General features: G+C 60.8%; 25 protein-coding genes and 1 pseudogene. 3 read left to right on the top strand and 23 right to left on the bottom strand.

Annotated features, from left to right (window positions below; all coding sequences use genetic code 11):
* The 5 genes from AB5405_RS01280 to AB5405_RS01300 form a co-directional block, all read right to left on the bottom strand.
* The coding region (locus tag AB5405_RS01280; protein WP_368137321.1) for a (2Fe-2S)-binding protein at window positions 1–321 on the bottom strand (321 nt) is incomplete at its 3' end.
* Window positions 322–333: 12 nt separating this feature from the next.
* Window positions 334–813, bottom strand: a complete 480-nt coding sequence (locus tag AB5405_RS01285; RefSeq protein ID WP_368137323.1) for a 4Fe-4S binding protein — start codon at window positions 811–813, stop codon at window positions 334–336.
* An 11-nt stretch (window positions 814–824) separates the two neighbouring features.
* Complete coding sequence (gene ygfK, locus AB5405_RS01290; RefSeq protein WP_368137324.1) at window positions 825–3,824, bottom strand: putative selenate reductase subunit YgfK; 3,000 nt, start codon at window positions 3,822–3,824, stop codon at window positions 825–827.
* Window positions 3,825–3,972: 148 nt separating this feature from the next.
* Entirely contained in the window at window positions 3,973–5,328 is a 1,356-nt protein-coding gene (gene ssnA / locus AB5405_RS01295) for a putative aminohydrolase SsnA (RefSeq protein ID WP_124786005.1), read from the bottom strand.
* Between the two features lie 195 nt (window positions 5,329–5,523).
* Window positions 5,524–6,918 carry a uracil-xanthine permease family protein gene (locus AB5405_RS01300; protein ID WP_006235052.1) on the bottom strand — a complete coding sequence of 465 codons (1,395 nt, stop codon included), beginning with the start codon at window positions 6,916–6,918 and terminating at the stop codon, window positions 5,524–5,526.
* Window positions 6,919–7,270: 352 nt separating this feature from the next.
* Between AB5405_RS01300 and AB5405_RS01305 the strand changes: the two genes are divergently transcribed.
* Window positions 7,271–7,927: a helix-turn-helix transcriptional regulator gene (locus AB5405_RS01305; protein WP_233509000.1), complete on the top strand. Its 657-nt coding sequence runs from the start codon at window positions 7,271–7,273 to the stop codon at window positions 7,925–7,927.
* A gap of 112 nt (window positions 7,928–8,039) precedes the next feature.
* Here the strand turns inward: AB5405_RS01305 and AB5405_RS01310 are convergent, their stop codons facing one another.
* Window positions 8,040–8,417, bottom strand: a complete 378-nt coding sequence (locus tag AB5405_RS01310; protein ID WP_368137325.1) for a Rid family detoxifying hydrolase — start codon at window positions 8,415–8,417, stop codon at window positions 8,040–8,042.
* Window positions 8,418–8,717: 300 nt separating this feature from the next.
* Here AB5405_RS01310 and AB5405_RS01315 point away from each other — a divergent pair, with 300 nt between their 5' ends.
* Window positions 8,718–11,213: a U32 family peptidase gene (locus tag AB5405_RS01315; RefSeq protein ID WP_368137326.1), complete on the top strand. Its 2,496-nt coding sequence runs from the start codon at window positions 8,718–8,720 to the stop codon at window positions 11,211–11,213.
* Between the two features lie 15 nt (window positions 11,214–11,228).
* Window positions 11,229–11,888 carry an RluA family pseudouridine synthase gene (locus AB5405_RS01320; protein WP_368137327.1) on the top strand — a complete coding sequence of 220 codons (660 nt, stop codon included), beginning with the start codon at window positions 11,229–11,231 and terminating at the stop codon, window positions 11,886–11,888.
* A 430-nt stretch (window positions 11,889–12,318) separates the two neighbouring features.
* Here the strand turns inward: AB5405_RS01320 and AB5405_RS01325 are convergent, their stop codons facing one another.
* From AB5405_RS01325 to AB5405_RS01405, 17 genes and pseudogenes are all read right to left on the bottom strand, one after another.
* Window positions 12,319–13,065 (bottom strand): DeoR/GlpR family DNA-binding transcription regulator, encoded by a 747-nt coding sequence (locus tag AB5405_RS01325; RefSeq protein WP_196022160.1) that lies wholly within the window; start codon window positions 13,063–13,065, stop codon window positions 12,319–12,321.
* Between the two features lie 3 nt (window positions 13,066–13,068).
* A complete protein-coding gene (locus AB5405_RS01330) occupies window positions 13,069–14,148 on the bottom strand; it encodes a Gfo/Idh/MocA family protein (protein WP_226802696.1) in 1,080 nt (359 codons plus the stop codon).
* A 508-nt stretch (window positions 14,149–14,656) separates the two neighbouring features.
* Window positions 14,657–14,962, bottom strand: a complete 306-nt coding sequence (gene rplX, locus AB5405_RS01335) for a 50S ribosomal protein L24 (protein WP_006235043.1) — start codon at window positions 14,960–14,962, stop codon at window positions 14,657–14,659.
* Window positions 14,963–14,975: 13 nt separating this feature from the next.
* On the bottom strand, window positions 14,976–15,344 hold the full coding sequence (rplN, locus tag AB5405_RS01340) for a 50S ribosomal protein L14 (RefSeq protein ID WP_006235041.1): 369 nt from the start codon (window positions 15,342–15,344) through the stop codon (window positions 14,976–14,978).
* Window positions 15,345–15,462: 118 nt separating this feature from the next.
* The gene (rpsQ, locus tag AB5405_RS01345; protein ID WP_006235040.1) at window positions 15,463–15,723 is read right to left on the bottom strand and encodes a 30S ribosomal protein S17; all 261 of its coding nucleotides are present in this window, start codon (window positions 15,721–15,723) and stop codon (window positions 15,463–15,465) included.
* Between the two features lie 16 nt (window positions 15,724–15,739).
* Entirely contained in the window at window positions 15,740–15,955 is a 216-nt protein-coding gene (gene rpmC / locus AB5405_RS01350) for a 50S ribosomal protein L29 (RefSeq protein ID WP_006235039.1), read from the bottom strand.
* Between the two features lie 86 nt (window positions 15,956–16,041).
* Window positions 16,042–16,458 (bottom strand): annotated as a pseudogene (gene rplP / locus AB5405_RS01355) (50S ribosomal protein L16); the annotation flags it as partial.
* Window positions 16,458–17,168 (bottom strand): 30S ribosomal protein S3, encoded by a 711-nt coding sequence (rpsC, locus tag AB5405_RS01360; RefSeq protein ID WP_006235037.1) that lies wholly within the window; start codon window positions 17,166–17,168, stop codon window positions 16,458–16,460. The pseudogene rplP and the gene rpsC, both read right to left, overlap by 1 nt.
* A 6-nt stretch (window positions 17,169–17,174) precedes the next feature.
* Window positions 17,175–17,546 carry a 50S ribosomal protein L22 gene (gene rplV, locus AB5405_RS01365; RefSeq protein WP_006235036.1) on the bottom strand — a complete coding sequence of 124 codons (372 nt, stop codon included), beginning with the start codon at window positions 17,544–17,546 and terminating at the stop codon, window positions 17,175–17,177.
* Window positions 17,547–17,560: 14 nt separating this feature from the next.
* Window positions 17,561–17,821, bottom strand: coding sequence for a 30S ribosomal protein S19 (rpsS, locus tag AB5405_RS01370; protein WP_006235035.1), 261 nt, complete (start codon window positions 17,819–17,821; stop codon window positions 17,561–17,563).
* 32 nt (window positions 17,822–17,853) lie between these two features.
* Window positions 17,854–18,684 carry a 50S ribosomal protein L2 gene (gene rplB / locus AB5405_RS01375; RefSeq protein WP_022094198.1) on the bottom strand — a complete coding sequence of 277 codons (831 nt, stop codon included), beginning with the start codon at window positions 18,682–18,684 and terminating at the stop codon, window positions 17,854–17,856.
* 179 nt (window positions 18,685–18,863) lie between these two features.
* Window positions 18,864–19,151, bottom strand: coding sequence for a 50S ribosomal protein L23 (gene rplW / locus AB5405_RS01380; RefSeq protein WP_022094197.1), 288 nt, complete (start codon window positions 19,149–19,151; stop codon window positions 18,864–18,866).
* A complete protein-coding gene (gene rplD / locus AB5405_RS01385; protein WP_368137328.1) occupies window positions 19,152–19,778 on the bottom strand; it encodes a 50S ribosomal protein L4 in 627 nt (208 codons plus the stop codon).
* 46 nt (window positions 19,779–19,824) lie between these two features.
* The gene (gene rplC, locus AB5405_RS01390; protein ID WP_368137329.1) at window positions 19,825–20,445 is read right to left on the bottom strand and encodes a 50S ribosomal protein L3; all 621 of its coding nucleotides are present in this window, start codon (window positions 20,443–20,445) and stop codon (window positions 19,825–19,827) included.
* Between the two features lie 449 nt (window positions 20,446–20,894).
* Entirely contained in the window at window positions 20,895–21,521 is a 627-nt protein-coding gene (locus AB5405_RS01395; RefSeq protein ID WP_368137331.1) for a histidine phosphatase family protein, read from the bottom strand.
* Window positions 21,522–21,560: 39 nt separating this feature from the next.
* A complete protein-coding gene (locus AB5405_RS01400; protein ID WP_368137332.1) occupies window positions 21,561–22,715 on the bottom strand; it encodes a cation diffusion facilitator family transporter in 1,155 nt (384 codons plus the stop codon).
* 151 nt (window positions 22,716–22,866) lie between these two features.
* Window positions 22,867–24,081 carry a PTS sugar transporter subunit IIC gene (locus tag AB5405_RS01405; protein WP_368137333.1) on the bottom strand — a complete coding sequence of 405 codons (1,215 nt, stop codon included), beginning with the start codon at window positions 24,079–24,081 and terminating at the stop codon, window positions 22,867–22,869.
* Window positions 24,082–24,093: the final 12 nt, after the last annotated feature.

Genomic DNA, 24,093 nt, shown 5'->3' on the forward strand with positions numbered 1-24,093 from the left:
CGCCATGACCATGCCGGGAATGCAAAAACCGCACTGCACGGCGCCCACGGCGCCAAAGGCGTACACAAAGGCCTCGCGCACGTCCTCGGGCAGGCCCTCGACGGTCACGATGTTGCGGCCGGAGGCAAGAGCGGTGGTCAGCACGCACGCCTTGACGGCCGCACCGTCCACATGGATGGTGCAGGTGCCGCAGGCGCCCTCGGAGCAGCCGTCCTTGGCGGAGTGAATGTGCAGGTCGTCGCGCAGATAGCGCAGCAGTGGTTTATTCTCCGTCGTCGTGTGCTCGACACCGTTAACGGTAAAAGTGAATTCCTGTGCCATGGTGATTCCCTTCTACACGCCGGCGGCGATGCCGGTGCGGTCGTGGATGGCGCCATGCGGGCAGACGACGGCGCACATGCCGCACGACAGGCAGTCCACGCCGTCGATATGGGCGCAGTTGTCCACGATGCGGATAGCGCCGGCAGGGCACTTTTTGGCGCACATACCGCAACCGATGCAGCTCGTGTCGCAGACCTTGCGCGCAATGGCACCCTTATCGGTGTTGTTGCAGCGCACCAGAATGTTCTGGTAGCCGGGGACGAAGGCAATCACGCGCTGCGGGCACGCCATGCCGCACAGGCCACAGCCCGTGCACTTGGAGCGGTCCACGCGGGCGATACCATCGACCAGCGCAATGGCGCCGTGGGGGCAGGCCGTGACGCACGCGCCACAGCCAATGCAGCCTTCGCTGCAGCGGGCGTCGCCGCCTGCGGAAGCACAGCCGCTTCCGCAGGCAACGTAGGCCACATTATGTTGAATGGATTTGGCCATAAGAGACTCGCCTATTTCTTAAGAAGGTACGAATAGTTGTCGCGCACAGCCCTGATGGTCAGGCGGACGGCCTCGGGAAGACCGGTGTTGACGGCATCGACCGAGACGGTGCGGACCGTGCCGGCGACGCGAACCTTAAAGTGGTCCTCGTCCACGGCCAGGAAGCCCTCGTTCTCGGAGTTCTCCATGTCCTCCTCGCTCCAGAACAGGGTGAGCTTGTCCTTGTAGGGACGACCCTCCTGGTAAGGGCAGAACACGGCGCAGTTGCCGCACTCGTTGCACATGCCGTCGACATGGACGACCTGATGCTTGGCCAGGCCCGGCACCTTAATTGCCACGTTGGCGCGGTTGGGGCACACGTCGCAGCAGACCTCGCACACCGAGCCGCAGCCCAGGCAGCGGGTCTTGGTGCAGTTGCGCTTGTCGCGGCACAGCGACCCCTTGCGCTCGTAGCAGGTGTCCTCGCGGCCGGCCTGCTCGTTGCAGTCGGCGTACTTGTTAAAGTCCACACCGGCGATGGCACGGGCGACCTCGGCGGCATCGGCGATAGCCTCGACCACGGTGGCAGGGCCGCGACGGCAGTCGCCGGCAGCCCAAACGCCCTCGACGCCGGTGGAGGTGGCGGCAAGACGGCCGCGACGGTCGTGCTCGACGCCCGCGGCATCGTACAGGCTGGCATCGATGCCCTCGCCCACGGCGCAGATCACCGTGGTGGCGGAAAGCTCGACGGTCTCGCCCGTGGCGACGGGGCTGCGACGGCCGCTTGCATCCGGCTCGCCGAGCTCCATGACGTCGCAGGTCAGCACGGAGCCGTTGAGTGCCTTGGGCGCCAGCAGCTCGCAGAGCTCAACGCCGTCGGCAAGAGCAAGATCGAGCTCTTCCTCGTCGGCGGGCATCTGCTTCTTGGTGCGGCGATACACCAGGCGCACGTTCTTCACACCAGCCAGACGCTTGGCCACGCGGGCCGCGTCCATGGCGGTGTTGCCGGCGCCAATGACCACGACGTCCTCGCCCAGCTCGAGTTTCTCGCCCTTCTTGGCGGCCTCGAGGAACTCCAGCACATCGAGCTCGGCACCCTCGCCCAGGCCCGCAGAGCCGGGCATCCAGGCACCGGTGGCCACGACCACGTCGGTAAAGCCCTGGTCCTTGAGCTCGTCGATGGACTCCACGCGGGCGTTGAACTGAACCTTGGCGCCAAAGGCCAGGCAGAGCTCGGCATCGTGGGAGATATCGTCGCTCGCAATGCGGAACTCGGGGATCACGTGGCGGACCACGCCGCCGAGAGAGTCGCGGGCCTCAAAGATGGTGACGGGCACGCCGGCACGCGTCAGGAAGAACGCCGTCGCCAGGCCGGCCGGGCCGCCGCCGATAACGGCAACGTTGCGCTCACCGTCGTTGGCGATGGCCTGGGCGCGCAGCTTGGGCAGCACGGCGGTCATGGCCTCACGGGCGGCCTTGAGCTTGCTGGCGCGAATCTGGGCACCCTCGGGCTCGTAGAACGCACGCTCGCAGGCACGACCGCAGGGATGCGGGCAGATGGTGCCGGTAATAAACGGCAGGGCGTTGCGCTCGATGATGATGTTGAGTGCGTCCTCGTAGCGGCCCTCGTCAACAGCCGCCAGATAGGCGGGAATATCCTGTTGGATGGGGCAGCTCGTGCGGCACGGCGTGGTAAAGCAGTCGGAAAGCGGGCTCTTGCCGGCGACCTTGCGGTCGGGCAGCGGACGCAGCGGCTTCTTGTAGAGCGGGTTGGTGAGCGAGTCAGCCTGAATCGCGGTCACAGCCTTGAGAGAGACGCCCGCGAACGGCTTGCCGTCCAGATCGCCAAATTCGCCGGCCATCTGACTAAAGCGCTCGTAGCCACCGGGCTTGAGCACGTCGGTCGCCAGGGTAACGGGCCAAATGCCGGCATCGTACAGGGCGCGGATGTTGTAGACCGTGGCACCGCCGGAGTAGCTGATGCGCAGCTTGCCGTCAAACTGCTCGGTAATGCGGCGGGCAGTCTCGATGGTCAGCGAGAACAGCGAACGGCCGGACATGTACATCTCGGTAGAGGGCAGCTCGTTCCTCGTCACGTCGACGGGGAACGTGTTGGTCAGCTTGACGCCAAACTCCAGGCCGCGCTCGGCGCACAGGGCAATCAGGCGCTCGAACATGGGCACGGCGTCGGCCCACTGCAGGTCCTCGCGGAAGTGCGTGTCATCGAAGACGATGTAGTCAAAGCCCAGCTCGTTCAGACGCTGGCGGGCAAACTCATAGCCCAGCAGCGTGGGGTTGCACTTGATGTAGGTGTTGAGGCCCTTCTCGGTGATGAGGTAGGTCGCGATGCGCTCGATCTCGGCGGGCGGGCAGCCGTGCAGCGTGGACTCGGTAATGGAGTTGGAGACGCGCGCCGGGATGGACTCGACAAACGCAGCATCGACATGCTCAAACTTGTCCAGGTTAGCGAGCGCCCACGTGCGGCACTCGTTCCAAACCTCGGAGCCGCTGGCGTCCTTCATGCCCTCAATGTACGCATCGACCTTGGGGCTCTTAATGCCCTCCAGGTCATAGCCCACCGACATGTTGAAGACAAAGCCGTCCGGGCTGCCCAGACCGTACTCGCGAGCGATCAGGTGGCAGGCAAACCATGCCTTCACGTACTCGGCAAAGGCCTGCGGAACCTCGAGCTCGGTCGACCACTCGCAGTTGTAGCACTCGTCCTGCGCCACAATGCAGGGCTTGTTAACGCACTTGGAGAGCTCCTCGCCGTCCATAACCTGAACGGTCTTAAGCTCAAAGAAGCGGGAACCGGCCACATAAGAGGCCACGATGTTCTGGGCAAGCTGCGTGTTGGGACCGGCGGCCGGGCCAAACGGAGTCTCGATGCGCTCGTCAAAAATGGGAAGCGCACCCTCCTGGTTGGTCGTGACCATCTTGCGCACGCCAAAGACGGCGCCCTGAGTCTTGTGCTCCTCGATGATCCAGTTCATCAGCTGCGAAAACGGGATCGGCCTCATGATGTCGCTCATAATGAGCTCCTCTCTGTAACGCCCGGCGAGACCGCGCGGCGGGCGCAAATACGGTGTAGCGCTAGCACAGCGCCGGCGACCCCGCGGAGGCCGCCTATACGCGCGTCGGATGCGGCGAAACATCCGACGCGCGTGAATCTACTTGTAATTAGTAGGCGCGATCGTTGAGCGTGCTCCAGAGCTTCTTGGACTCAGCCATGGTCCACGCGTTGATCTTGTCCTCATCAATCCCAACGAACTCGCGATCCTTGTACAGGACGCGGCCGTTGATGATGGTGGTGCGGCAGTTTTTGCCCATCATGCCAAAGAGCATGTGGCCGTCGATGTTCTCCTCGCTCAGCGGCGTAAAGGGCTTGTAGTCCATGACGATGACGTCGGCGGCAGCGCCGGCCTCGAGCACACCGAGCTTGCGATCGAAGTACTTGCTCGCCATCTTGGCGTTGTTCTCGAACAGCATGGTCATGGCCTCGCACCAGCCCACGTTGGGCATGGCGGCGTTGTGGCGCTGAATGATCAGGAAGACCTTAAGGCTCTCGAGCATATCGTGGGTGTAGGCATCGGTACCCATGCACACGGGGATGCCGCGGCGGAAGAACTCGAGCACGGGGGCGCAGCCCACGGCGTTGCCCATATTGGATTCGGGGTTGTTGACGAGCCAGGTGCCGGACTCCTTGACGATATCCATCTCGGCAGGCGTCACGTGGATGCAGTGGCCCAGCATGGTGTCAGGACCCAGCAGGTTGTGCTGCAGCAGGCGCTCGACGGGACTGATGCCTCCGCGGTTGAGGCGGGAATCCCACACGTCGTTCATGCCCTCGCACACGTGGATGTGGAAGCCGGTCAGGCCGTTGTTGGCCTCGGCCATCTTGTCCATGGTCTCGTCCGAAAGCGTAAAGGTGGCATGTCCGCCAAACATGGCGGCGATCATGTGGTTGTCGTTATCGCGACGCTCCTTGGCGGCCCACTGGGCAAATTCGGCGTTCTCGGCAATGGCCTGGTCGCATTTTTCCTGGCCGCGGCGATCGGAGACCTCGTAGCACAGACACGAACGCATGCCCAGCTCCTGAGCTGCGTCCTTAATGGTAAAGAGGCTGCCCGGGATCTCGCAGAAGCTCGCGTGGTGATCGAAGATCGTGGTGACGCCATCGCGGATGGAATCCAGAATCGTGGCATAGGCGCTGGCCTTGGTGCCGTCGAGCGTCAGGTTGTCGTCGATCTTCCACCACTGCTGCTCAAGATTCTCCAGGAAGTTGGTGGGGTTGCAGCCCTTAATGGCAAGGCCGCGGGCCAGACCCGAGTAGATGTGGGTGTGGCAGTTGATGAGTCCAGGCATGATGAGGTTGCCCTGGGCATCGACGTACTCGGCATCCGGGTACTTGGCCTTGAGCTCGCACTCGGGACCTACTTCGACGATCGTATCTCCGTCAATGGCGACCGCACCGTTTGGAATGAACGGGGCCTGAGCATTGCGGGTAAAGACGGAACCGTTAGCGACCAGAAGCATAAATGCTCCCTTCAACATCAGGGGCGGGGTTTGACACCTCTGACATGGCGGAGTGCGAAGCGCCGGCCTACACCGGAAACGGGCCCTCTCCCGTCAACGCTTCACCAAAGGGACAAACCCTTTGAAGTGCGGCTTGGCACCGCATGACGTCGGCGGACGAGGCGATGCGCCCGCCGACGAATAGCACCGAATTGGTTACTTCTTGCTCTCGGGCAAGACCAGATCCACGGCAGCGTCCTTGGCAGCATCGATGTGCTGAGCCACGACCGGCGTCTGCGGAAGGATCAGGTTAAGGACAATGGCCATGATGGCGGTGGGGGTTACGGCATTGGAGCCGATAACGGTGGGCACCCAGGTGGGCATACCCTCACCGGCAAGGCAACCGCTGGCCATCCAGATACCCAAGCCAAAGACGACGGAGGTACCGACGATGGTGGTAGTGCGCTGCGTGAGGCCCTCGCGGGTGAACATGCGCACGCCGTTCATGGTGATGGTGCCAAAGACGCCGACGGTCGCGCCGCCGATGACGGGCTGCGGGATAGCGGAAAGGACGGCAGAGAGCTGCGGGAACAGGCCGGCGATGGCAAAGACGGCCGCGATGATCACAAAGACCCACTTGTTGACGACCTTGTTGGAGCAGATGATGCCCACGTTCTGGCCAAGGGCGCTGGTGGGAAGACCGCCCAGCAGGCCGCCGACCATAGAGGTAAGGCCCTGGGACACGATGGCGCCGGAGAGCTCGCGCTCGGTGGGCATACGGTCGATGGAGCCCAGGCAGGCGGCGGAGACGTCACCGATAACCTGGATAGCAACCATGGGGAACACGACGGCGAGGGTAATGCAGACCTCGGGATCAAACTCGAGCGCGTAGGGCATGAGCTTGGGAAGGGCGAAGACCTGAGCGGTGGCGACGCTGGAGAAGTCGATCATGCCAAAGGGGATGGAGACGATCATGCCAACGATCATGCCAAAGAACACGGATCCCAGCTTGAGCGTGCCCTTGCCAAAGTTGGCGAGCGCAAAGACCACGGCGAAGGTGATAAGAGCGACGCACCAGGCCTGCGGGGTGCCCCATAGCGGCGTACCCATACCGCCGGCCATATACTTGACGGCCGTGGGATACAGCGAAACGCCGATGGAGAAGATGACCGTACCGGTCACGACGGGCGGGAACAGCCACTTGATCTTGCTGTAGGCCAGACCAAAGAGGACCGCGACGGCGCCGCCGACGATCTCGCCGCCCAGCAGTGCACCAAAGCTAAAGCCCGAGGCACCCATGGCCTGCAGGGCCGGCAGGAACGCGAACGAAACGCCCATGACGATGGGCAGGCCGCCGCCGATGCGACGGAAGGGAGCGAAGGCCTGAAGGGCCGTATCGATCGCCGAAAGAATGAGCGCGACCTGGATGATGTCGGTGCTCTGCTGGCTATTAAAGCCGTAGACGCCGGCCATGATGACCGCCGGGGTAATGATGCCGGCAAACGATGCCAGTACGTGCTGAAGGGCACACGGGATCATTTCCTTAACGGGAGGCATGCCTTCGCGAGTGAACAGGGCTTCAGTGCCGTTCGTAACCGTCTCCTGGGTCATTTGACCACCAATCCTCGAAGTAGTTGTTTTCGCATCTAACGCTCTATTGTGACGCAGTGCGGGGTTGAGGTTGTGCCTTCATTGCATATCGTATTAAAGATGATTCTCATTCTCAATAATAATTTTTTGTTATCAGACTATTCTTCAGCTGAAATTACGCATTTCCGCAGGTCAGGAAAGTGTCTGGTCAAAATAACATCTAACATTTCTTTTGGTCAACCGTTTACCGCTAAATTCCTACCGTTCGTCTGCATTACGCAATGTACCTGCGGATATACGAGATGATGGGCAGCGTGTTACCATGAGAAAAAATTGTTATGAACATTTCCGATTTCACCCAAAGGAGTTGCCCGTGAACGAGACCGTACGTCGCTTTTTGCCGATGGTCGATTTTCTGGAGCAGATACTCGGCAAAAACAGCGAAATCGTGCTGCACGATTTCTCGGATCCCGACCACGCCATCGTCGATATTCGCAACGGCATCGTGAGCGGCCGCAAGGTCGGCGGTCCCGCCACCGATCTGGCACTCAAGATCATGCACGACGCCAAGTATCGCGACCTGCCGTTTATTACGGGCTACGAGGGCCGCGGCGCCGGAGGCAAGACGTTGGAGTCAGCGACGTACTTTATCCGCGAGAATGACGAGATCGTCGGTATGCTCTGCGTCAACACCGACCTCTCGACCGTACGCTCCATCAACGCCATGGCGCAGCAGCTCATGGCGTGCTTCGACGCGGCGCCAACGCGCACGGAGCCCGCCCCTATCGAGGTCGAAAGCCTTTCGGAGTCCACACAGGAGCTCATCGACCGCAGCATTGCCGAGTTGCTGAGCGCGCGTGGGCTGGATGTAGCGTCGCTTGGTCAGAGCGACCGCGTGGACGTCATTCGCCACCTCAACGGCAACGGGGTGTTCATGCTCAAGGGCGCTGTTGCCTGCGCCGCCACCGCGCTGGGCATCTCGGAGCCCAGCGTCTACCGCTACCTGCAAAAAGTCCGCAAGGAAGGCTAACGAGCAAAATGAAGCGCGGCTCCACAAGCGATCCGTCACTTAACAAAAGACCCTGCAGCTCGCACGCGCTGCAGGGTCTTTTTGCATGTCATGTTTAGTTGTGGCCAACGCCTTAGAGAGCGGCAACGACCTCGATCTCGACCAGACCGCCAGCCGGAAGGGCGGCAACCTGGAAGGCGCTGCGCGCGGGGAACGGGGCCTCAAACTTGGAGGCGTAGATCTCGTTCACGGCGGCGAAGTCGGTGATGTCGGCCAGGTAGACCGTGGTCTTGACGACATCGGCAAAGGTAGCGCCGGCAGCGGTCAGCAGGGCCTCGACGTTGGCGAGGGACTGCTTGGCCTGGGCCTCGACGCCCTCGGGCATCTTGCCGGTCGCGGGATCGATGCCCAGCTGGCCGGACAGGAACACCATGTTGTCGGCCTGGATACCGGGGGAATACGGGCCGATGGCTGCGGGTGCGTTATCGGAAGACACGACGGTCTTGCTCATGTTTTTCTCCTTACGATCAATTGAGAGAGCGTGAGCGCGGTGTTCACACCGGGAGGCACAGTTCGGTCTGAACACCGCGCTTGATTGGGATAGTACTCAAGGTTTCTGTTTGATGCAAGAATATTATCAGCTTGCGAGAATATTTTATCGCCCAACGGTTTCCCCGAACCGCTGAACGGTTCTCATGTGGAGCAGCCAGTCCAAGCTGCTGAAGACTTTGTCCTGCTTAGGCTGCGGGCATCGTCCATCGCAGCGACGCCACTATACTTTTGAATATCTGAGCATTTTGAAAGGCAGGATATGACCGCAACCGCCAGTCGAACCACCAACCGCAGACCCGAGCTTTTGGCGCCCGCCGGAGGGCCCGAGCCCTTTGCCGCCGCACTCGCCGCGGGGGCAGACGCCATCTATTGCGGCATGGGCAGCTTCAACGCCCGCCGCAAGGCCACCAACTTTACCGACGAGGCCTTTGAGCAAGCCTGCCGCGCCGCACATCTAGCCGGGTCGCGCGTCTACGTCACGGTCAACATCGTCATCAAGCAGTCCGAGATGGGCGATGCGCTGCAACTCATCCATCGCTGCTCCACGCTGGGCGCCGACGCCTTCATCATCCAGGACTGGGGCCTGTTCTTTGAGGTCAAGCGCACGATGCCCGGCATCGAGACGCACATCTCGACCCAGGCGAACATCCATGATGACCGCGGAACGCTTTGGTGCCGCGAGCAGGGCGCCGACCGCGTGACCCTCTCGCGCGAGCTCTCCATCGACGAGATCGCCGTCATTCACAACGCCGCGCCCGATGTGGACCTGGAGGTCTTTAGCCACGGTGCCATCTGCTTTTGCTACTCGGGTCTGTGCCTGCTGTCGAGCTTTGCCATGGCTGGCCGCTCGGCCAACCGCGGCATGTGCGCCCAGCCCTGCCGCCTACCCTACGAGCTAATTGACGAGAACGGCCGCTCGCTCTCCCCTGCCGGTCGCGAGCGCGCGCTGTGCCCGCGCGACACCAACACGTCGCTGCTTGTTCGCCGTCTGTATGACGCCGGCGCCGCATCGCTCAAGCTCGAGGGCCGCATGAAATCACCCGATTACGTGTACTCCATCGTTGATGTGTATCGTCACGAAATTGACGACATGCTATCCGGAGCCGCCGTTGCCAAGGACGAGGAAGCCGCCCGCCAGCGCCAGCTCAAGCGCTGCTTCAACCGCGACTTTACGCACGCCTATCAGGACGGCACCTCGGGCGACGAGATGATGAGCTATGAGCGTTCCAACAACCGCGGCCAGATCGTGGGCACGGTGCTGGGCAGCCGCCCGGCCAACCGCGATGTGCGCGGCCTCAAGCCCGACGACCGCCGTCGCCGCGCCGCCATCGCCCGCATTGAGCTGTTTGAGCCCGTGGGCAAAGGCGACCTGCTGGAGCTTCGCCACGATAACGAGTTTGACCAGTTCCTGACCACCATTGCCGCCGATGATGCCGCCGCCGGTGACATCATTGAGTGCCGCGTGCCCCGCAGCATGCCCGAGGGCTGCCGCGTCCGCGTGATTCGCAGTCAGCGCGCCATCGACGCCGCCGGCACCGCGCTCAAGCGCGATGTGCTGCGCCGCCGAGCTGTTGACGTGTCCGTCGTGGCGCGCCTGGGCGAGCCGTTTACTGTCACACTCACCTGCTGTGACAACCCCGCGCTCACCGCCACCGCCACGGGCTTCACCGTCGAGGCCGCCAAGACCCGCGCCGTCGAGGCATCCGATCTGGTTGAGCATGTGGGCCGCATGGGCTCCTCGCCGTTTGAGGCAGCGAGCTTTGACGTTTCGCTCGACGCCGGCTGCGGCATGGGCTTCTCCGCCGTGCACAAGGTGCGTACCGCCGCCTGCAAGGCGCTGGAAGAGGCCATTCTGACGCCGTACGCGGAGCGCGCGAAAACGCTCGAGCTGCCGGCGATTGTAACCAGTGATTCCCGCCCCGCGCCCGAGCACTACCGCGATGAGCCGCAGATCTGCGCCACCGTCACCTCGCTCGAGGCCGCCGAGGCCGCTAGCGCCGAGGGTGTAACGCGCATCTACATGACCACCGACGCGCTCGATGCGGCCGAGCTCTCCCCCACCGATGCATTTGAGCAGGGCATCGTACCCGTGCTCGACGAGGTCTGCCGCGCCGTTGACCACGTACGCGTCGACCCGTGGGTTGTTGCCGGCGCCACGGTCGCTATTGGCAACATCTCTGAGCTTGCCCTGGCCGCCCAGGTTGGCGCCACGGCCGAGATTCGCTCTTGCCTGCCGGTGCACAACGCGCCCTGCATGGAGGCGCTTGCCGAGCGCGGAGCCGGTGCGTTTTGGCTCTCGCCCGAGATCACACTCGACGAGATTGTCTCGCTCGGCGCCGCCGCGCCCGCGGCTCTGGGCATCACCGTCTTTGGCCGCCCGCGCGTTATGACGAGCGAGCACTGCATCCTGCAGGTGGCCAATGGCTGCATCCACGATTGCGCCAACTGCCGCCTGCGCGCCCGCAAGCTGTCGCTCAAGAATATCGACGGCAAGGTCATGCCCGTGCGCACCGACATCCATGGCCGCTCACGCCTGTACGACGCCTACCCCATCGACCTCACGCCTCAGGTTCCTCAGCTGCTCGATGCCGGCGTGCGTCGTCTCATGGTGGACGGAACGCTACTCGAGACGGATGAGATCGCCCGTGCCGTCGCTCGCGTCCGTCGCGCCGTCGAGGCAGCTCAAGCCGGCCGCAAGCCCGCCGCCCGCCTGCGCGGGGCGACCTCGGGCTGCATGTTTGTGGGAATCAGCTAACCGAAAGGCTTACACGTGAACGAAGAACCTCAAGTCCTTTACTGCGACGCCTGGCTCATGGCCATCGACAAGCCCGCCGGCATGATCGTCCACGGCGACGGCACCGGCGAGCGCACGCTTACCGACTACGCCAGCGATCTGCTGCTGGCCATGGGCGACGGCTTTGCCGCGACTGACATGCAGCCGCTCAACCGCCTGGACCGCAACACCACCGGCGTGGTACTGTTTTCGCTCGACAAACAGACGCAGCCCGCCTTTGACCAGATGGTGATCGACCACGCCTTCGAAAAGCACTATCTGGCGCTGGCCGAGGGCAAGATCGACTGGAACGAGAAGCTCATCGACAAGCCCATCGCGCGCGACCGCCACGACAGCCGCAAGATGCGCGTCGGCGCCAGCGGTAAGCCCTCTCAAACGCGCGTGAAGGTGCTCAAACGCCTTAAGAGCCGTCGTGGCCTGCCCACGCGCTCGTATATCGATGTCGAGTTGCTCACCGGCCGCAAGCACCAAATCCGTGTGCACCTGGCAAGCGAGCATCATCCCCTGGTTGGCGACGACCTGTACGGAACGCCGCGCCCCTGCGGCCTGATGCTCCACGCCCACAGCGTGTCCTTCATGCATCCCGTAACCGGCGAGCACATCCACATCGAAGCCCCCTGCCCCTGGGAGCCCTAAACCACCACAATCGGGACAGGCACCTTTGTGGTGGTTTTGCCGCAATGGCTCAGCCGCGGTCCCAAAACGTCTCGATCTGTAACAGTTAGAGCCCATTTTCCGGTCGGTCTGTTACAGATCGAGACATTCGAATCCCCCTCAAGGGAAAATCTCAATCTGTAACAATAACTCGGCAAAATCGGTCCCAGATGTTACAGATTGAGACAAAGGGACGGTGCGGTTCGGAAGTATCTCACTCTGTAACATCTAACCCACTTTTAACGGTCCAGTTGTTACAGACGTAGACAAACCGGTAGACAACGAAAGCGGCAACGCCCGTGATGGACGTTGCCGCTTTTCTATTGAGAAAACTACTCGGTTTCCGTTGCTAACCACCACAATGGGGACAGGCCCCTTTGTGGTGGTTTTGGCCTTAGCCCGTCCCCTGCTGCTAGACCGTGATGACGTTGTCCATTGCCCGGTACTTGGCGGGGACCTCGCCTGCGGTAATAATCGTTGCGTCGCGGAAGTCCGCGAACTTGACGGGCGCCACCATGCCAAATTTACTGGCGTCCGAGATTACGAAGCGTTTGGCGGTATGGCGCATCGAGATACGCTTGACCTGTGCTTCCTCGATATCCGGTGTGGTGAGACCTTGCTCGGCCGCGATGCCGTTGGATCCCCAAAAGCCGCAGTTGAAGTTATAGCGGTCCAGGGTTGCCAAGGCATCGGGGCCAACGAGCGCCTCGGTCTCGGGTTTGAGCTCGCCGCCCAGCACCACGGTACGCATGCCGCGCAAAGCAAGGTGCTGAGCATGGAGCACGGAATCGGTCACATAGGTGACGCCGTCGAGACGCGGAAGATGCTCGATGAGCTTGAGGGTCGTTGAGCCCGAATCGATATACACAAAGCTATCGGGCTCCACCAGGGCCGCGGCACGAGCACAGATGCGCTCCTTGTCATCGTTATGGAGATCACTGCGTTCGCTGATCGTCAAGTCGCGCGTCACGTGCGCGCGCTCCAGACTCGTCGCACCTCCGTGCACCTTGGCGATACGGTGCGCGCGGTCGAGCGTTTGCAAGTCACGGCGAATGGTGGACGGTGTCACGCCCAGGGCCTCGGCAAGTTCCGGCACGGTAACCGAGCCGGCCTGCTGCACCATCGACACGATCGCATTGAGCCTATCTTCCGCAAGCATCGCTTACTCCTCCTCGGGGTACACGACTCCCCAATCGGCGCGGAGCTTGGTCATAAGCTCCATAACATCAGAAGCATAATCCAGCAGCTCGCGCTTGGAGTCGTCGCCGGCAACGGCCTTCTCAAGATCGGCCATCTCATAGCAAAGGGCGTAAGCTTCGGTGCCGGCGTGGACCTCCTCGCGGTGGCCGTCCACAGTCCACACGATGGTCGCGTGATCGGCGCGCGGATACTCGTTGACCTCGATATAGCACTTGTCGAAGCTGATGACCGAGCGCTTGGGCTGCTTGGAGTGGAGCGTAAGGCTCACAACACCCAGCTGCTGCTCGGCGTTACGGCAGACAATGCCGCCCGCAACGTCGACACCGGTCTCACAGGTGTTGCCCAGCGAGACAACCTCAGCGGGCTGGCTCGCCATAAAGAGGCGCATAACGGAGAGCGCATACACGCCAATGTCGAGCATGGCGCCACCGGCAAGGCTACGGTTGTAGAAGCGGTTGGTCAGGTCGCCGTACTCCTTATAGCTGCCAAAGTTGAGCTGAGCGAGATTCATGCGGCCGAACTCGCCGACATCCATGCGACGACGCAGCTCCTGATACAAGGGCATGTGAAGCACCGTGGTGGCGTCCATAAGGACCACGTTGTGCTCGTCGGCAATGGCGCGGGCCTCGTCAAGCTCGGCGGAATTGAGGGTAATGGCCTTCTCGCAGAGCACGTGCTTGCCAGCTGCCAGAGCGGCTCGCAGATAGGTGATATGCGTGTTGTGCGGCGTGGTGATATAGACTGCGTCAATGTCCGGATCGGCGTAGAGATCCTCGACCGTGCCATAGACCTTCTCAACGCCATACTGCTCTGCAAAAGCCTGAGCCTTGGACAGCGTGCGGTTGGCAACGCCCGCGAGCTTTCGGCCGGCAAGGGCGAGAGACTGAGCCATCTGGTTGGCGATAACGCCACACCCAATTACAGCCCAACGAAGCTCGGGAGCCGTAAAGATGTCGTTTGGGAACGGCTGATTCTGGACCGAGGCAAACGCCGCCTTTGCGGCTGCCTCGGCGTCGAGCGGAGCCTGTTTGGAATCTGCCATGATGTGCCTCCTGAGTCATCGGAAGTCCTTCATTTCTAACAAACCTATAGTCGCACAATTGCGCGCGTATCTGCTCGTGTTTGCGTATTTATTTGCTTATCGGTCATTATTTAGCCATAGTTGGCAGATGTTTGCGCGGCTATGCGCATTGTCGCGCAAGGCTATGCGCGTAAATGCGCATGCGACGATCCTTGTGAAACATAAAGGGGCGGAACACCAAAGCCCTAAAAGACAGACCCAGCTGTATTACTTCACTCCTCTGGGGGCATCAGACATCAAAGGATCGTCCCAAACTGCCGGCACATAGAGACTGTCCCCCCAACGACTGGTCATTTAAGTCTGTCCCCAATGAATGGTCGTCCCCAGCTGCCGACAGAAAATGAACGCCCCCAGGTGCCGGCATTTCAACGGCCACTCATTTAAGTCTGTCCCCAATGAGTAGGGATAGAAAAAGGCCCGGGTGCCGTAGCATCCGGGCCTTTGCTAGCAACTTGATGTTGCGGGCAGCTTAGAACTTGTGGCCGCACTTCTTGCAGACGCGCAGCTTGTTCTTGCCGTCCTTCTCGTGACCGACGCGGGTAACCTTACCGCACTCGGGGCAAACGAGATTGACGTTGGAGGCGTCGATGGGAGCCTCCTGCGAAACGATGCCGCCCTGCTGGTTGGCAGCGTTGGGCTTGACGGCCTTCTTGACGACCGAAACGCCCTCGACAACGACCTTGTTCTCGGCGGGGAGAGCACGCAGGACAACGCCCTGCTTGCCGCGATCCTTACCAGAGAGAACCTGGACCTTATCGCCCTTCTTGATATACATATATCTCCCCTAACTACAGGGTCTCGGGAGCGAGCGAGACGATCTTCATGTACTTCTTGTCACGAAGCTCGCGAGCGACGGGCCCGAAGATACGGGTGCCGACGGGCGAACCATCGTTGTTGATGACAACGCAGGCGTTCTCATCAAAGCGAATGTAGGAGCCATCCTTGCGGCGGATCTCCTTAACGGTGCGAACGACGACGCAACGGACAACGTCCTTCTTCTTGACGTTGGCGCCAGGGGTAGCCTCCTGGACAGCACCGATGAACACATCGCCGATGCCTGCATAACGACGCTTGGAACCGCCAAGCACCTTGATGCAGCGAATCTTGCGAGCGCCGGAGTTGTCGGCGACGTTCAGCATGGTTTGCATCTGAATCATGGTAGATGTTCCTCCGAACTAAGAACCGAAGAGAGGTGCGCTGCCTTTATACGGCCTGTGGTATGCAAGCCAGGCATACGCACATCTTCGGAAACGTACAAGTCGTAAGAGCGACTGCTTATTTAGCGCGCTCGACGACCTCGATGAGGCGCCAACGCTTCATCTTGGACATAGGACGGGTCTCCATAACGCGGACGGTGTCGCCCACGCCAGCCGTGCACTCCTCGTCGTGAGCGTGCAGCTTCTTGGAGCTGGTCATCATCTTGCCGTACTTGGGGTGACGCTTGCGCTCGGTGATGGTGACAACAATGGTCTTGGCACCGGAGACGGAGGTAACGACACCCGTACGGACCTTACGCGAGTTACGCGAATCAGTCATGTTCTCTCCTTAGGTCCTACTCGGCGACAGCGGACTTCTCCGCTGCGATCTCGCGGGCGCGCTGCTCCGTGAGGACGCGAGCGATGTCCTTCTTCACGGTGTTGACGCGAGCGGTGTTGTCCAGCTGGCTGGTGGCCATCTGGAAACGAAGGTTAAAGAGCTCGGCGCGCATTTCCTTCAGCTTCTCAACGAGCTGAGCGTCCGAGAGCTCACGAATCTCTGCGGGCTTCATTAGTTCTCCTCCTTGGCGGCGGCGGCGTCCTCAGCAGCCCACTTGGCCTCGAGAGCGGCCTCCTCAGCCATCTCCTTCTCGATGCGCTGCTCAGCGTTCTTGGCAGCAACAATCTTGGTCTTGATGGGGAGCTTGTGCTGCGCAAGACGCAGAGCCTCGCGAGCGACCTCCTCGGGAACACCCTTGACCTCGAACATGATGCGGCCGGGCTTGACGACGGCCACCCACTCCTCGGGGTTACCCTTACCAGAACCCATGCGAGTCTCGGCAGGCTTCTTGGTGATGGGCTTATCGGGGAAGATCGTGATGTAGACACGACCGCCACGCTTCATGTAGCGGGTCATGGCAATACGAGCGGCCTCGATCTGACGGTTGGTGATCCAATGGGCCTCGAGAGCCTGGATACCAAACTCGCCGAAATGCAGCTCGGTATTACCCTTGGCCTGGCCCTTCATGGAGCCACGCTGCACCTTGCGGTGAAGAATACGCTTAGGGGCAAGCACTACTGACCCCTCCTCTCGGAGTTACGACGACGAGGACGGGAAGAGCCCTCGAGTGCAGGGTTGGGAACAGGCTGGCCCGGGAGCTTCTCGCCCAGGTAGATCCAGACCTTCACGCCGCAAGCGCCCATGGTGGTGCTGGCGACAGCCGTGCCGTAGTCGATCTTGGCACGGAGGGTGTGCAGAGGCACGCGACCCTCACGGTACCACTCACGACGGCCCATCTCGGCACCGCCGAGACGACCGGAGCACTGGATACGGATGCCCTTAGCGCCGGCCTTGCGGGCGGACTGGACAGCCTTGCGCATAGCGCGACGGAAGGCAACGCGGCCCTCGAGCTGCTCGGCGATAGACTGAGCAACGAGGTTGGCGTCGAGCTCGGGGCGCTTGATCTCGACAACGTCGACGGAGAGCTGGCCCTTGGAGACGCCAGCGACCTTCTCGAGCTCGGTGCGGAGGGTATCGATCTCGGCACCCTTCTTACCGATGACAACGCCGGGGCGAGCGGTGAGGATAATGACCTTCACCTTGTCGCCAGCGCGCTCGATCTCGACGCGGGAGACAGCTGCGCGGGAAAGACGCTTCTCGAGGTACTTGCGGATCTCGAGATCGTTACCGAGGGTCTTAGCGTAATCCTTCTCTGCGAACCAGCGGGAGCGCCAGTTCTCGGTGATGCCAAGACGGAAGCCGGTGGGGTAGACTTTCTGACCCATACAGCTTTACGCCTCCTTTCGAGGAGCAACGACGACGGTGATGTGGGAAGTACGCTTCAGAATGCGAGAAGCGGAACCCTTGGCGCGGGGACGGATGCGCTTAAGCGTCGGACCCTCGTCAACATAGGCAGCGGCGACAACCAGGTTGTCGGCACGCAGACCGTTGTTGTTCTCGGCGTTCGCAACGGCGGAACGGAGAACCTTCTCGACATCCACGGCGACGGCGCGGTCGCAGAAGTGGAGGATGTCGAAGGCCTGAGCGACAGGCTTGCGGCGGATCAGATCGACCACCAGGCGGGCCTTGCTGGGGGAAACACGCACGTACTTAGCGACGGCGCGAACCTCGGTGGCCTCAGTTTCAATAGACTTAGTTGCCATTTACGGTTAACCCCCTATTTGGCCTTGTGGCCACGGAACGTACGAGTCGGCGCGAACTCGCCGAGCTTGTGACCAACCATGGACTCGGTAACATACACGGGCACATGCTTGCGGCCGTCGTGGACGGCGATGGTGTGACCAACCATCTCGGGGAAGATGGTGGACGCGCGGGACCAGGTCTTCACGACGTCCTTCTTGCCAGCCTCGTTCATCGCGGTGATACGCGAGAGAAGGCGAGTCTCCACGAACGGGCCCTTTTTGAGACTTCTGCTCATAAGTGCTTTCTCCTAAAACTCGGTATCCGAAATTACTTCTTACGGCGACGAATGATGTGCTGGTTCGAGACCTTCTTCTTCTTGCGCGTACGAAGGCCCTTCGTCGGCTTACCCCAGGGGGTAACAGAGGGACGACCAGAGGTGTGGTTCTTGCCCTCGCCACCGCCGTGCGGGTGGTCGACAGGGTTCATGACGGTACCGCGGACGGTCGGGCGCACGTTCATGTGACGCTTACGGCCGGCCTTGCCGATGACGATGTTGGAGTGATCGGCGTTGCCGACCTCACCGACGGTGGCGCGGCAGGTAACGAGGATGCGGCGCATCTCGGAGGAAGGCATACGGACGATGGCGTACTTGCCCTCCTTACCCATCAGCTGGCAGGAGTTACCGGCGGAACGGGCGATAGCGGCGCCCTTGCCCGGCTGGAACTCGACGGCGTGGATGAGCGTACCGACGGGGATGTCGGCGAGGGGCAGAGCGTTGCCCGGCTTGATGTCGGCGTCAGAACCGGACATGATGGTCTGACCGACCTCGAGGCCCTTGGGGGCCAGAATGTAGCGCTTCTCACCGTCAGCGTAGTGCAGCAGAGCGATGCGAGCGGAACGGTTCGGATCGTACTCGATCGTGGCAACCTTGGCGGGCACGCCGTCCTTGTTGCGCTTGAAGTCGATCACGCGGTAACGACGCTTCACGCCGCCGCCCTGGTGGCGGGTGGTGATGCGGCCGTTGTTGTTACGACCGGCCTTCTTGGGCAGGGGCTCGAGAAGAGACTTCTCGGGCTTGGTGCAGGTGATCTCGGAGAAGTCGGAGATCGTCTGCCAACGCCTACCAGCGGAGGTCGGCTTAAGGTGCTTTACAGCCATTACAATCCCTTTCAATAGGAATCCGTTAGCCATCGCAGACAGGGATTCGAGGTTCTGCCTCGGGTGCGATGACACCGGACGTATACACGGTTCCGGGCGTGTCCATTTTATACGCCCAAAACCTTGAGCTCCCGCCTCCCCTATTTGGGAGGCATGAGCTCACTCAACAGCAGCGAGTCTTAGGCCTGGTTGCCAAAGACCTCGATGGTGTCGCCCTCGGCCAGCGTGACGATGGCCTTCTTCCAAGAACGGGTCTTGCCGGCGACATAGCGCACGCGCTTGGTCTTGGGCTTGACCGTCAGGGTGTTCACGCGAACGACCTTGACGCCGAAGATCTCCTCGACAGCGTCCTTGATCTGATACTTGTTAGCATCCTTGGCGACCTCGAACGTGTACTTGTTCAGCTCCATGCCGGAGAAGGAACGCTCGGACACGATCGGACGGATGATGATCTCGTGGGCGGTCATTTATGCAAGCACCTCCCCGAAGTGAGCGGCGATGTCGGCGGGCATCAGCACAGCGTTGTTGTTGACGAGATCGTAGGTGTTGGCCTCGTCAGCGGTGATGATGAACGTCTTGGGAATGTTGCGGAACGACAGGTAGGCGTTGACGTCCTCATCGCGAACGATGATGGTCAGACGCTTGCCCTCAAGGCCGAGAGCCTTGAGCATGGCGACAGCAGCCTTGGTGGAAGGCTTCTCGAAGCCGTAGTCGTCGACGAGCACGAGCTCGCCATCGGCCAGCTTGGCGGACAGCGCGGAGCGCATAGCCAGCTTGACCTCCTTGTTGTTCATACGCTTAGCGTAGGAACGGGGCTTGGGGGCGAAGACGACGCCACCGTGACGCCACTGGGCAGCACGGATGGAACCCTGGCGGGCACGGCCGGTGCCCTTCTGACGCCAAGGCTTCTTGCCGCCACCGGAAACCTCAGAGCGACCCTTAGCAGACTGGGTGCCCTGACGCCAAGAGGCCATCTGGCACTTGACGATGTGGTGCATAACGTGGATGTTCGGCTGGATGCCGTACACCTCAGCGGCGAGCTCGGCCTCGGCGACCTTCTTGCCCTCGCTGTTCTTTACTTCAAACTTTGCCATTTAAGTGTTCTCCTTGGTATGACGCTGGGCTAAATGGGCTGGGCCCTTAGGCCATACGGATGGCGACGAGACCATTCTTGGCACCCGGGACAGCGCCCTTGACCAAGATGAGGTTCTGCTCGGCATCGATGCGGACAACGGAAAGGTTCTTGACGGTAACGCGCTCGTTACCCATGTGACCGGCCATCTTGACGCCCTTGAGGACGCGCGCAGGATAGGCGCACTGACCGATAGAACCGGGGTGACGCTGGAAGTGAGAACCATGCGTCATAGGACCGCGGCGCTGACCCCAGCGCTTGATGCGACCCTGGAAGCCCTTACCCTTGGAGGTACCGATGACGTCGACCTTCTCGACATCAGCGAAATCAGCGACGGTGACGACCTCGCCGACCTTGTGCTCCTCGCCGTTCTCGACGCGGACCTCACGAAGGAAGCGGACAGGCTCGACGCCAGCCTTGGCGAAGTGACCAGCCATGGGCTTGTTCACGTTCTTGGCCCTGATGTCGCCGAAACCGATCTGGACGGCGTCATAGCCGTCGGTTGCCTGAGTTTTAACCTGCGAGACAGCGCAGGGGCCAGCCTGGATGACCGTGACGGGAACGACGTTATCGTTCTCGTCCCAAACCTGGGTCATGCCAATCTTGCGGCCGAGAATCATGCTGATCAAGATATGATCCCAACTCTCGCGTGGTCTTGGGACAATGCGTACACCACCGAGCGTACGCCCCTAGAGGACCACTACTTACACGACGTGCTCCCCAGCCTTGTATTTCGCCCGGACTACCTGACAACCCTATTAAGCAGGCATTTTGTCCAGCCAGAATACTCCCCTGGTTTCACACAGCTGTTTAGTATACACGGCTGCGGGCGTATCCATCGAGATTCATATTTCACTCACATTGTTTACGCAGGTAAAGTGCGTGGATGGCTCCCGAGCACGGCGGAGGGCCGGAGAAATATATTAAGGTCCCTGCTCTACAGTCCTGCGCAAGACGGAGAGCACATTAAGTGCTCTCCTTTGCGTGCGGAACTCGCGATGACCTTAATATATTTCTCCGGCCCTCCGCCGTGCTCGGGAGACGACACGTTGATGTCTGCTTAACTCTGCTCGCTCAGCTAATTACTTTGTTGAGGATCGATGATTTGCTGCAAGATGAACTTGGATTGGGGCACGGCGCCTTCTTCTCCCGACTTCTCCTCATCGAAATCGAAGATCATGATGGCGCAGTTGTGGAGTTTTGTTGGAAGCTCGAAGCCCTCTGGGGCTGCAGCCTTGATGAATTGGCGGCTGGCGCTGCCGTGGCTTACTGCTAGGAGGGTTTCGATGCCCTCGGCGCCCATGAGATTGGTGAGGGTGCCTACCATGCGCTCCTGTAGGGCATGACTTCCCTCTCCTCCAAAGGGGACCAAATCCTCGCCGGGGTCCCAGACGTCGGTGGGCAGGGCGTCGTGAGGGCCTTCCTCGAAGGTTCCGTAGCAGCGCTCGATGATGCCTTTGCAGGGCTCGACAGCTGCGTCCGGGCCGAGGAGTTCGGCTGCGACGAGGCTTGCTGTGTCCATGGCTCGGCCTAAGGGTGATGAGACCACTTTGTCGGGGACGACGCGGTGGGCCTTGAGCCATGCGGCTGCTGTCTGTGCCTGCTGACGACCCAAATTGGTAAGCGGTGAATCGCAGCGACCCTGGACGAGCTTTTTGACGTTGAATTCCGTCTGGCCATGACGAAGTAGATATAGACGCTTCATGCTCTCCCCTTCTGTATACCTAGCTTTACCGGTGCAACCCTACTCGTGGGTATGGCCTACGTAGTCTTCGTCGATCGTGATTTTGGCGACCGACTTGGGGTATTCCGATTCGACCCGTTGTGCCAGCGCGTGCTTTAAGTCTTCGGCACTCATCTGCAGATCCGAGGGTCGAACGCAGTCAAAAATCACATTGGTGTGCGTGGGACCCGGCACGCAGCGCAGATCGTGAATCGAAAGGCGGCTATCGATCTCTTGAGCCATAGCGTTGATTCGCAGGCGCATGCTCGCCACATTCGAATCGTCAGTCACGATGGGATCGTAATGGAGCGTGACGATCATGCCGTCCTCGTCCCTAAAAGACTGCTCGATGTTATCGAGCGTGTCGTGACTTTCCAGCGGGCTGGCCTCGGCCGCCATCTCGGCGTGCGCACTTGCAAACTTCCTGCCCGGGCCGTAGTCGTGAACCATCAAATCGTGAACGCCCAAAACGCCGGGATAGCTCATGATCTTGTCTCGAATGTGCTTGACCAGCTTAGGATCGGGTGACTGGCCCAAAAGCGGGCTCACCGTATCTTGAATAAGTTCAAGGCCGCTCCAGCCAATATAGGCGCCAACGGCAAGGCCAACCCATGCGTCAAGATTGATGTGCGTCACCTGCGAAACAATCGCACATGCCAGCACGGCGCCCGTGGCAAGGACATCGTTCTTGGAATCCTGCGCGGTCGCATGCAGCGTCTCGGACTCAATGCGATCGCCGAGCTTTTGGTTGAGGGCCGCCATCCAGAGCTTTACGACCATCGAAAGCACTAGAACTGCCACCAGGGCAAGCGAGAACTCGACAGGCTCCGGGTTGACAATACGCTCCACCGAGGACTTCACCAGTTCGATGCCAATAAGCAGCACGAGCGCCGCCACGACCAAACCCGAGAGATACTCGTAGCGACCGTGGCCGTAAGGATGCTCGGGGTCGGCCGGCTTGCTCGCCAGCTTAAAGCCCAGCACGCTCACGATATTCGAGCTTGCATCGGACAGGTTGTTCATGGCATCCGCCACAATCGAAACCGATCCCGACAGCACGCCAATTACGCCCTTCGCAGCGCATAGTGCCACATTGGCGAGAATACACACCACGCCCGTCAACGTGCCCACGCGCGCACGGTCGCCCTGCGCACGCTTAACAATCCACTCGACCATCTACATCCGCCCCCACGGTACTACCTATATATCTATTGCTCAAACGGATTGTAGTGTAGCCACTTTGTCCCCCAGATACAAAAAAGGCCGCAACCCACACGGGCCACGGCCTTGGAATATGGCAAAGGAATCGTCCTTGTGTCGCACAGGTTTACGCGCTTACTTCGGCCACGCTCTTCGAGGTTTCGGGTGAATCGGCTCCGTCCCCCGTCGTCTGTCCCTTCGCCGGCACCACGCCAAAGCAGTAGCTCAGCGCCGCAGACACCGCAAATGCCACACCGCCGGCAGCGCAGCACCACAGCAGGTTCGAGATGCCGCCCGTGGCAAAGCCAATGACCATAAGGACATTCGTCATGCCGATGGTATAGGCCGTAACGTGGCCCACGGCCGCAACAAGGCCTCCGACGGCGCCGCCAATGGCCATGCACGTCAGGCACCTGCCATATTTAAAGCCGCAACCGTACAGCGCCGGCTCGCTTACGCCGCCAAGAACACCCGAGATTGAATAGCCCAGCATGAGCGCCTTCTCGTCCTTATCCGCAACGCGAAGCGACGCGCCAAAGGGCATGCCCCAAACGGCGAACGTTGCCATCGTCGTGGCGATCAGGATGCACGAATCCGTTCCCACACTCATAAACTGCGCATAGGCGAGCGATAGGACAACGTTGCTGACGCCGGCGATCTTTAGGAACTCCCAGCCCGCAGCAAGCCCCATGAGCGTGAGCAGCGACACGATGCCACCGGAATTGCCAAGCATAAACATAAGCTGGCCCAACAGCATGCCCAGATAGCTGCCCGCCGGTGCCGTAATACACAGCGAAACCGGAACCATGACAAGCATGGTCGCAAACGGAACAAACGAAAACGCCACGGCCCTAGGGATAACGCGCTGAAAGAAACACTCCACTCGCCATAGCACAGGCACCGAAAGGAGAACTGGAATAACAGTCGTCGTGTAATCGTTGACCGGCGCGGGAAGCAGACCATACACGGAAGTCATCGATGCCCCCGTCGTCGATGCGGCATCGACGAGCTTGAGCAGATCGGGCGCAATCAATACGCCGCCCAGCATCATACCCAGCTGCTCCGAGCAACCGAGCTGGCGGGCGGCCGCCCAACCAAGATAGATGGGCAAAAAGTAGTAGCCGGCGTTATAGAGCCAACTGTAGAACAGGCGATAGATTTCGGAATCGGCAGACCACAGGCCCAGCATGCCTTCGCCCATAATGACGGCGACGGTGCGGAACAACGCCGCGCAGACAATAAACGGCAGCGCCGACATCATGCTTTTGGACAGATAATCGACCACGGCCATGGCGTTTGATGAAACCGACGTTGTAAACGAGGTGTTAGAAACTTGTAGCATGGAACGCCTTTC

The organism is Collinsella aerofaciens (genome assembly GCF_040920445.1).
GTDB lineage: Bacteria > Actinomycetota > Coriobacteriia > Coriobacteriales > Coriobacteriaceae > Collinsella > Collinsella aerofaciens_BH.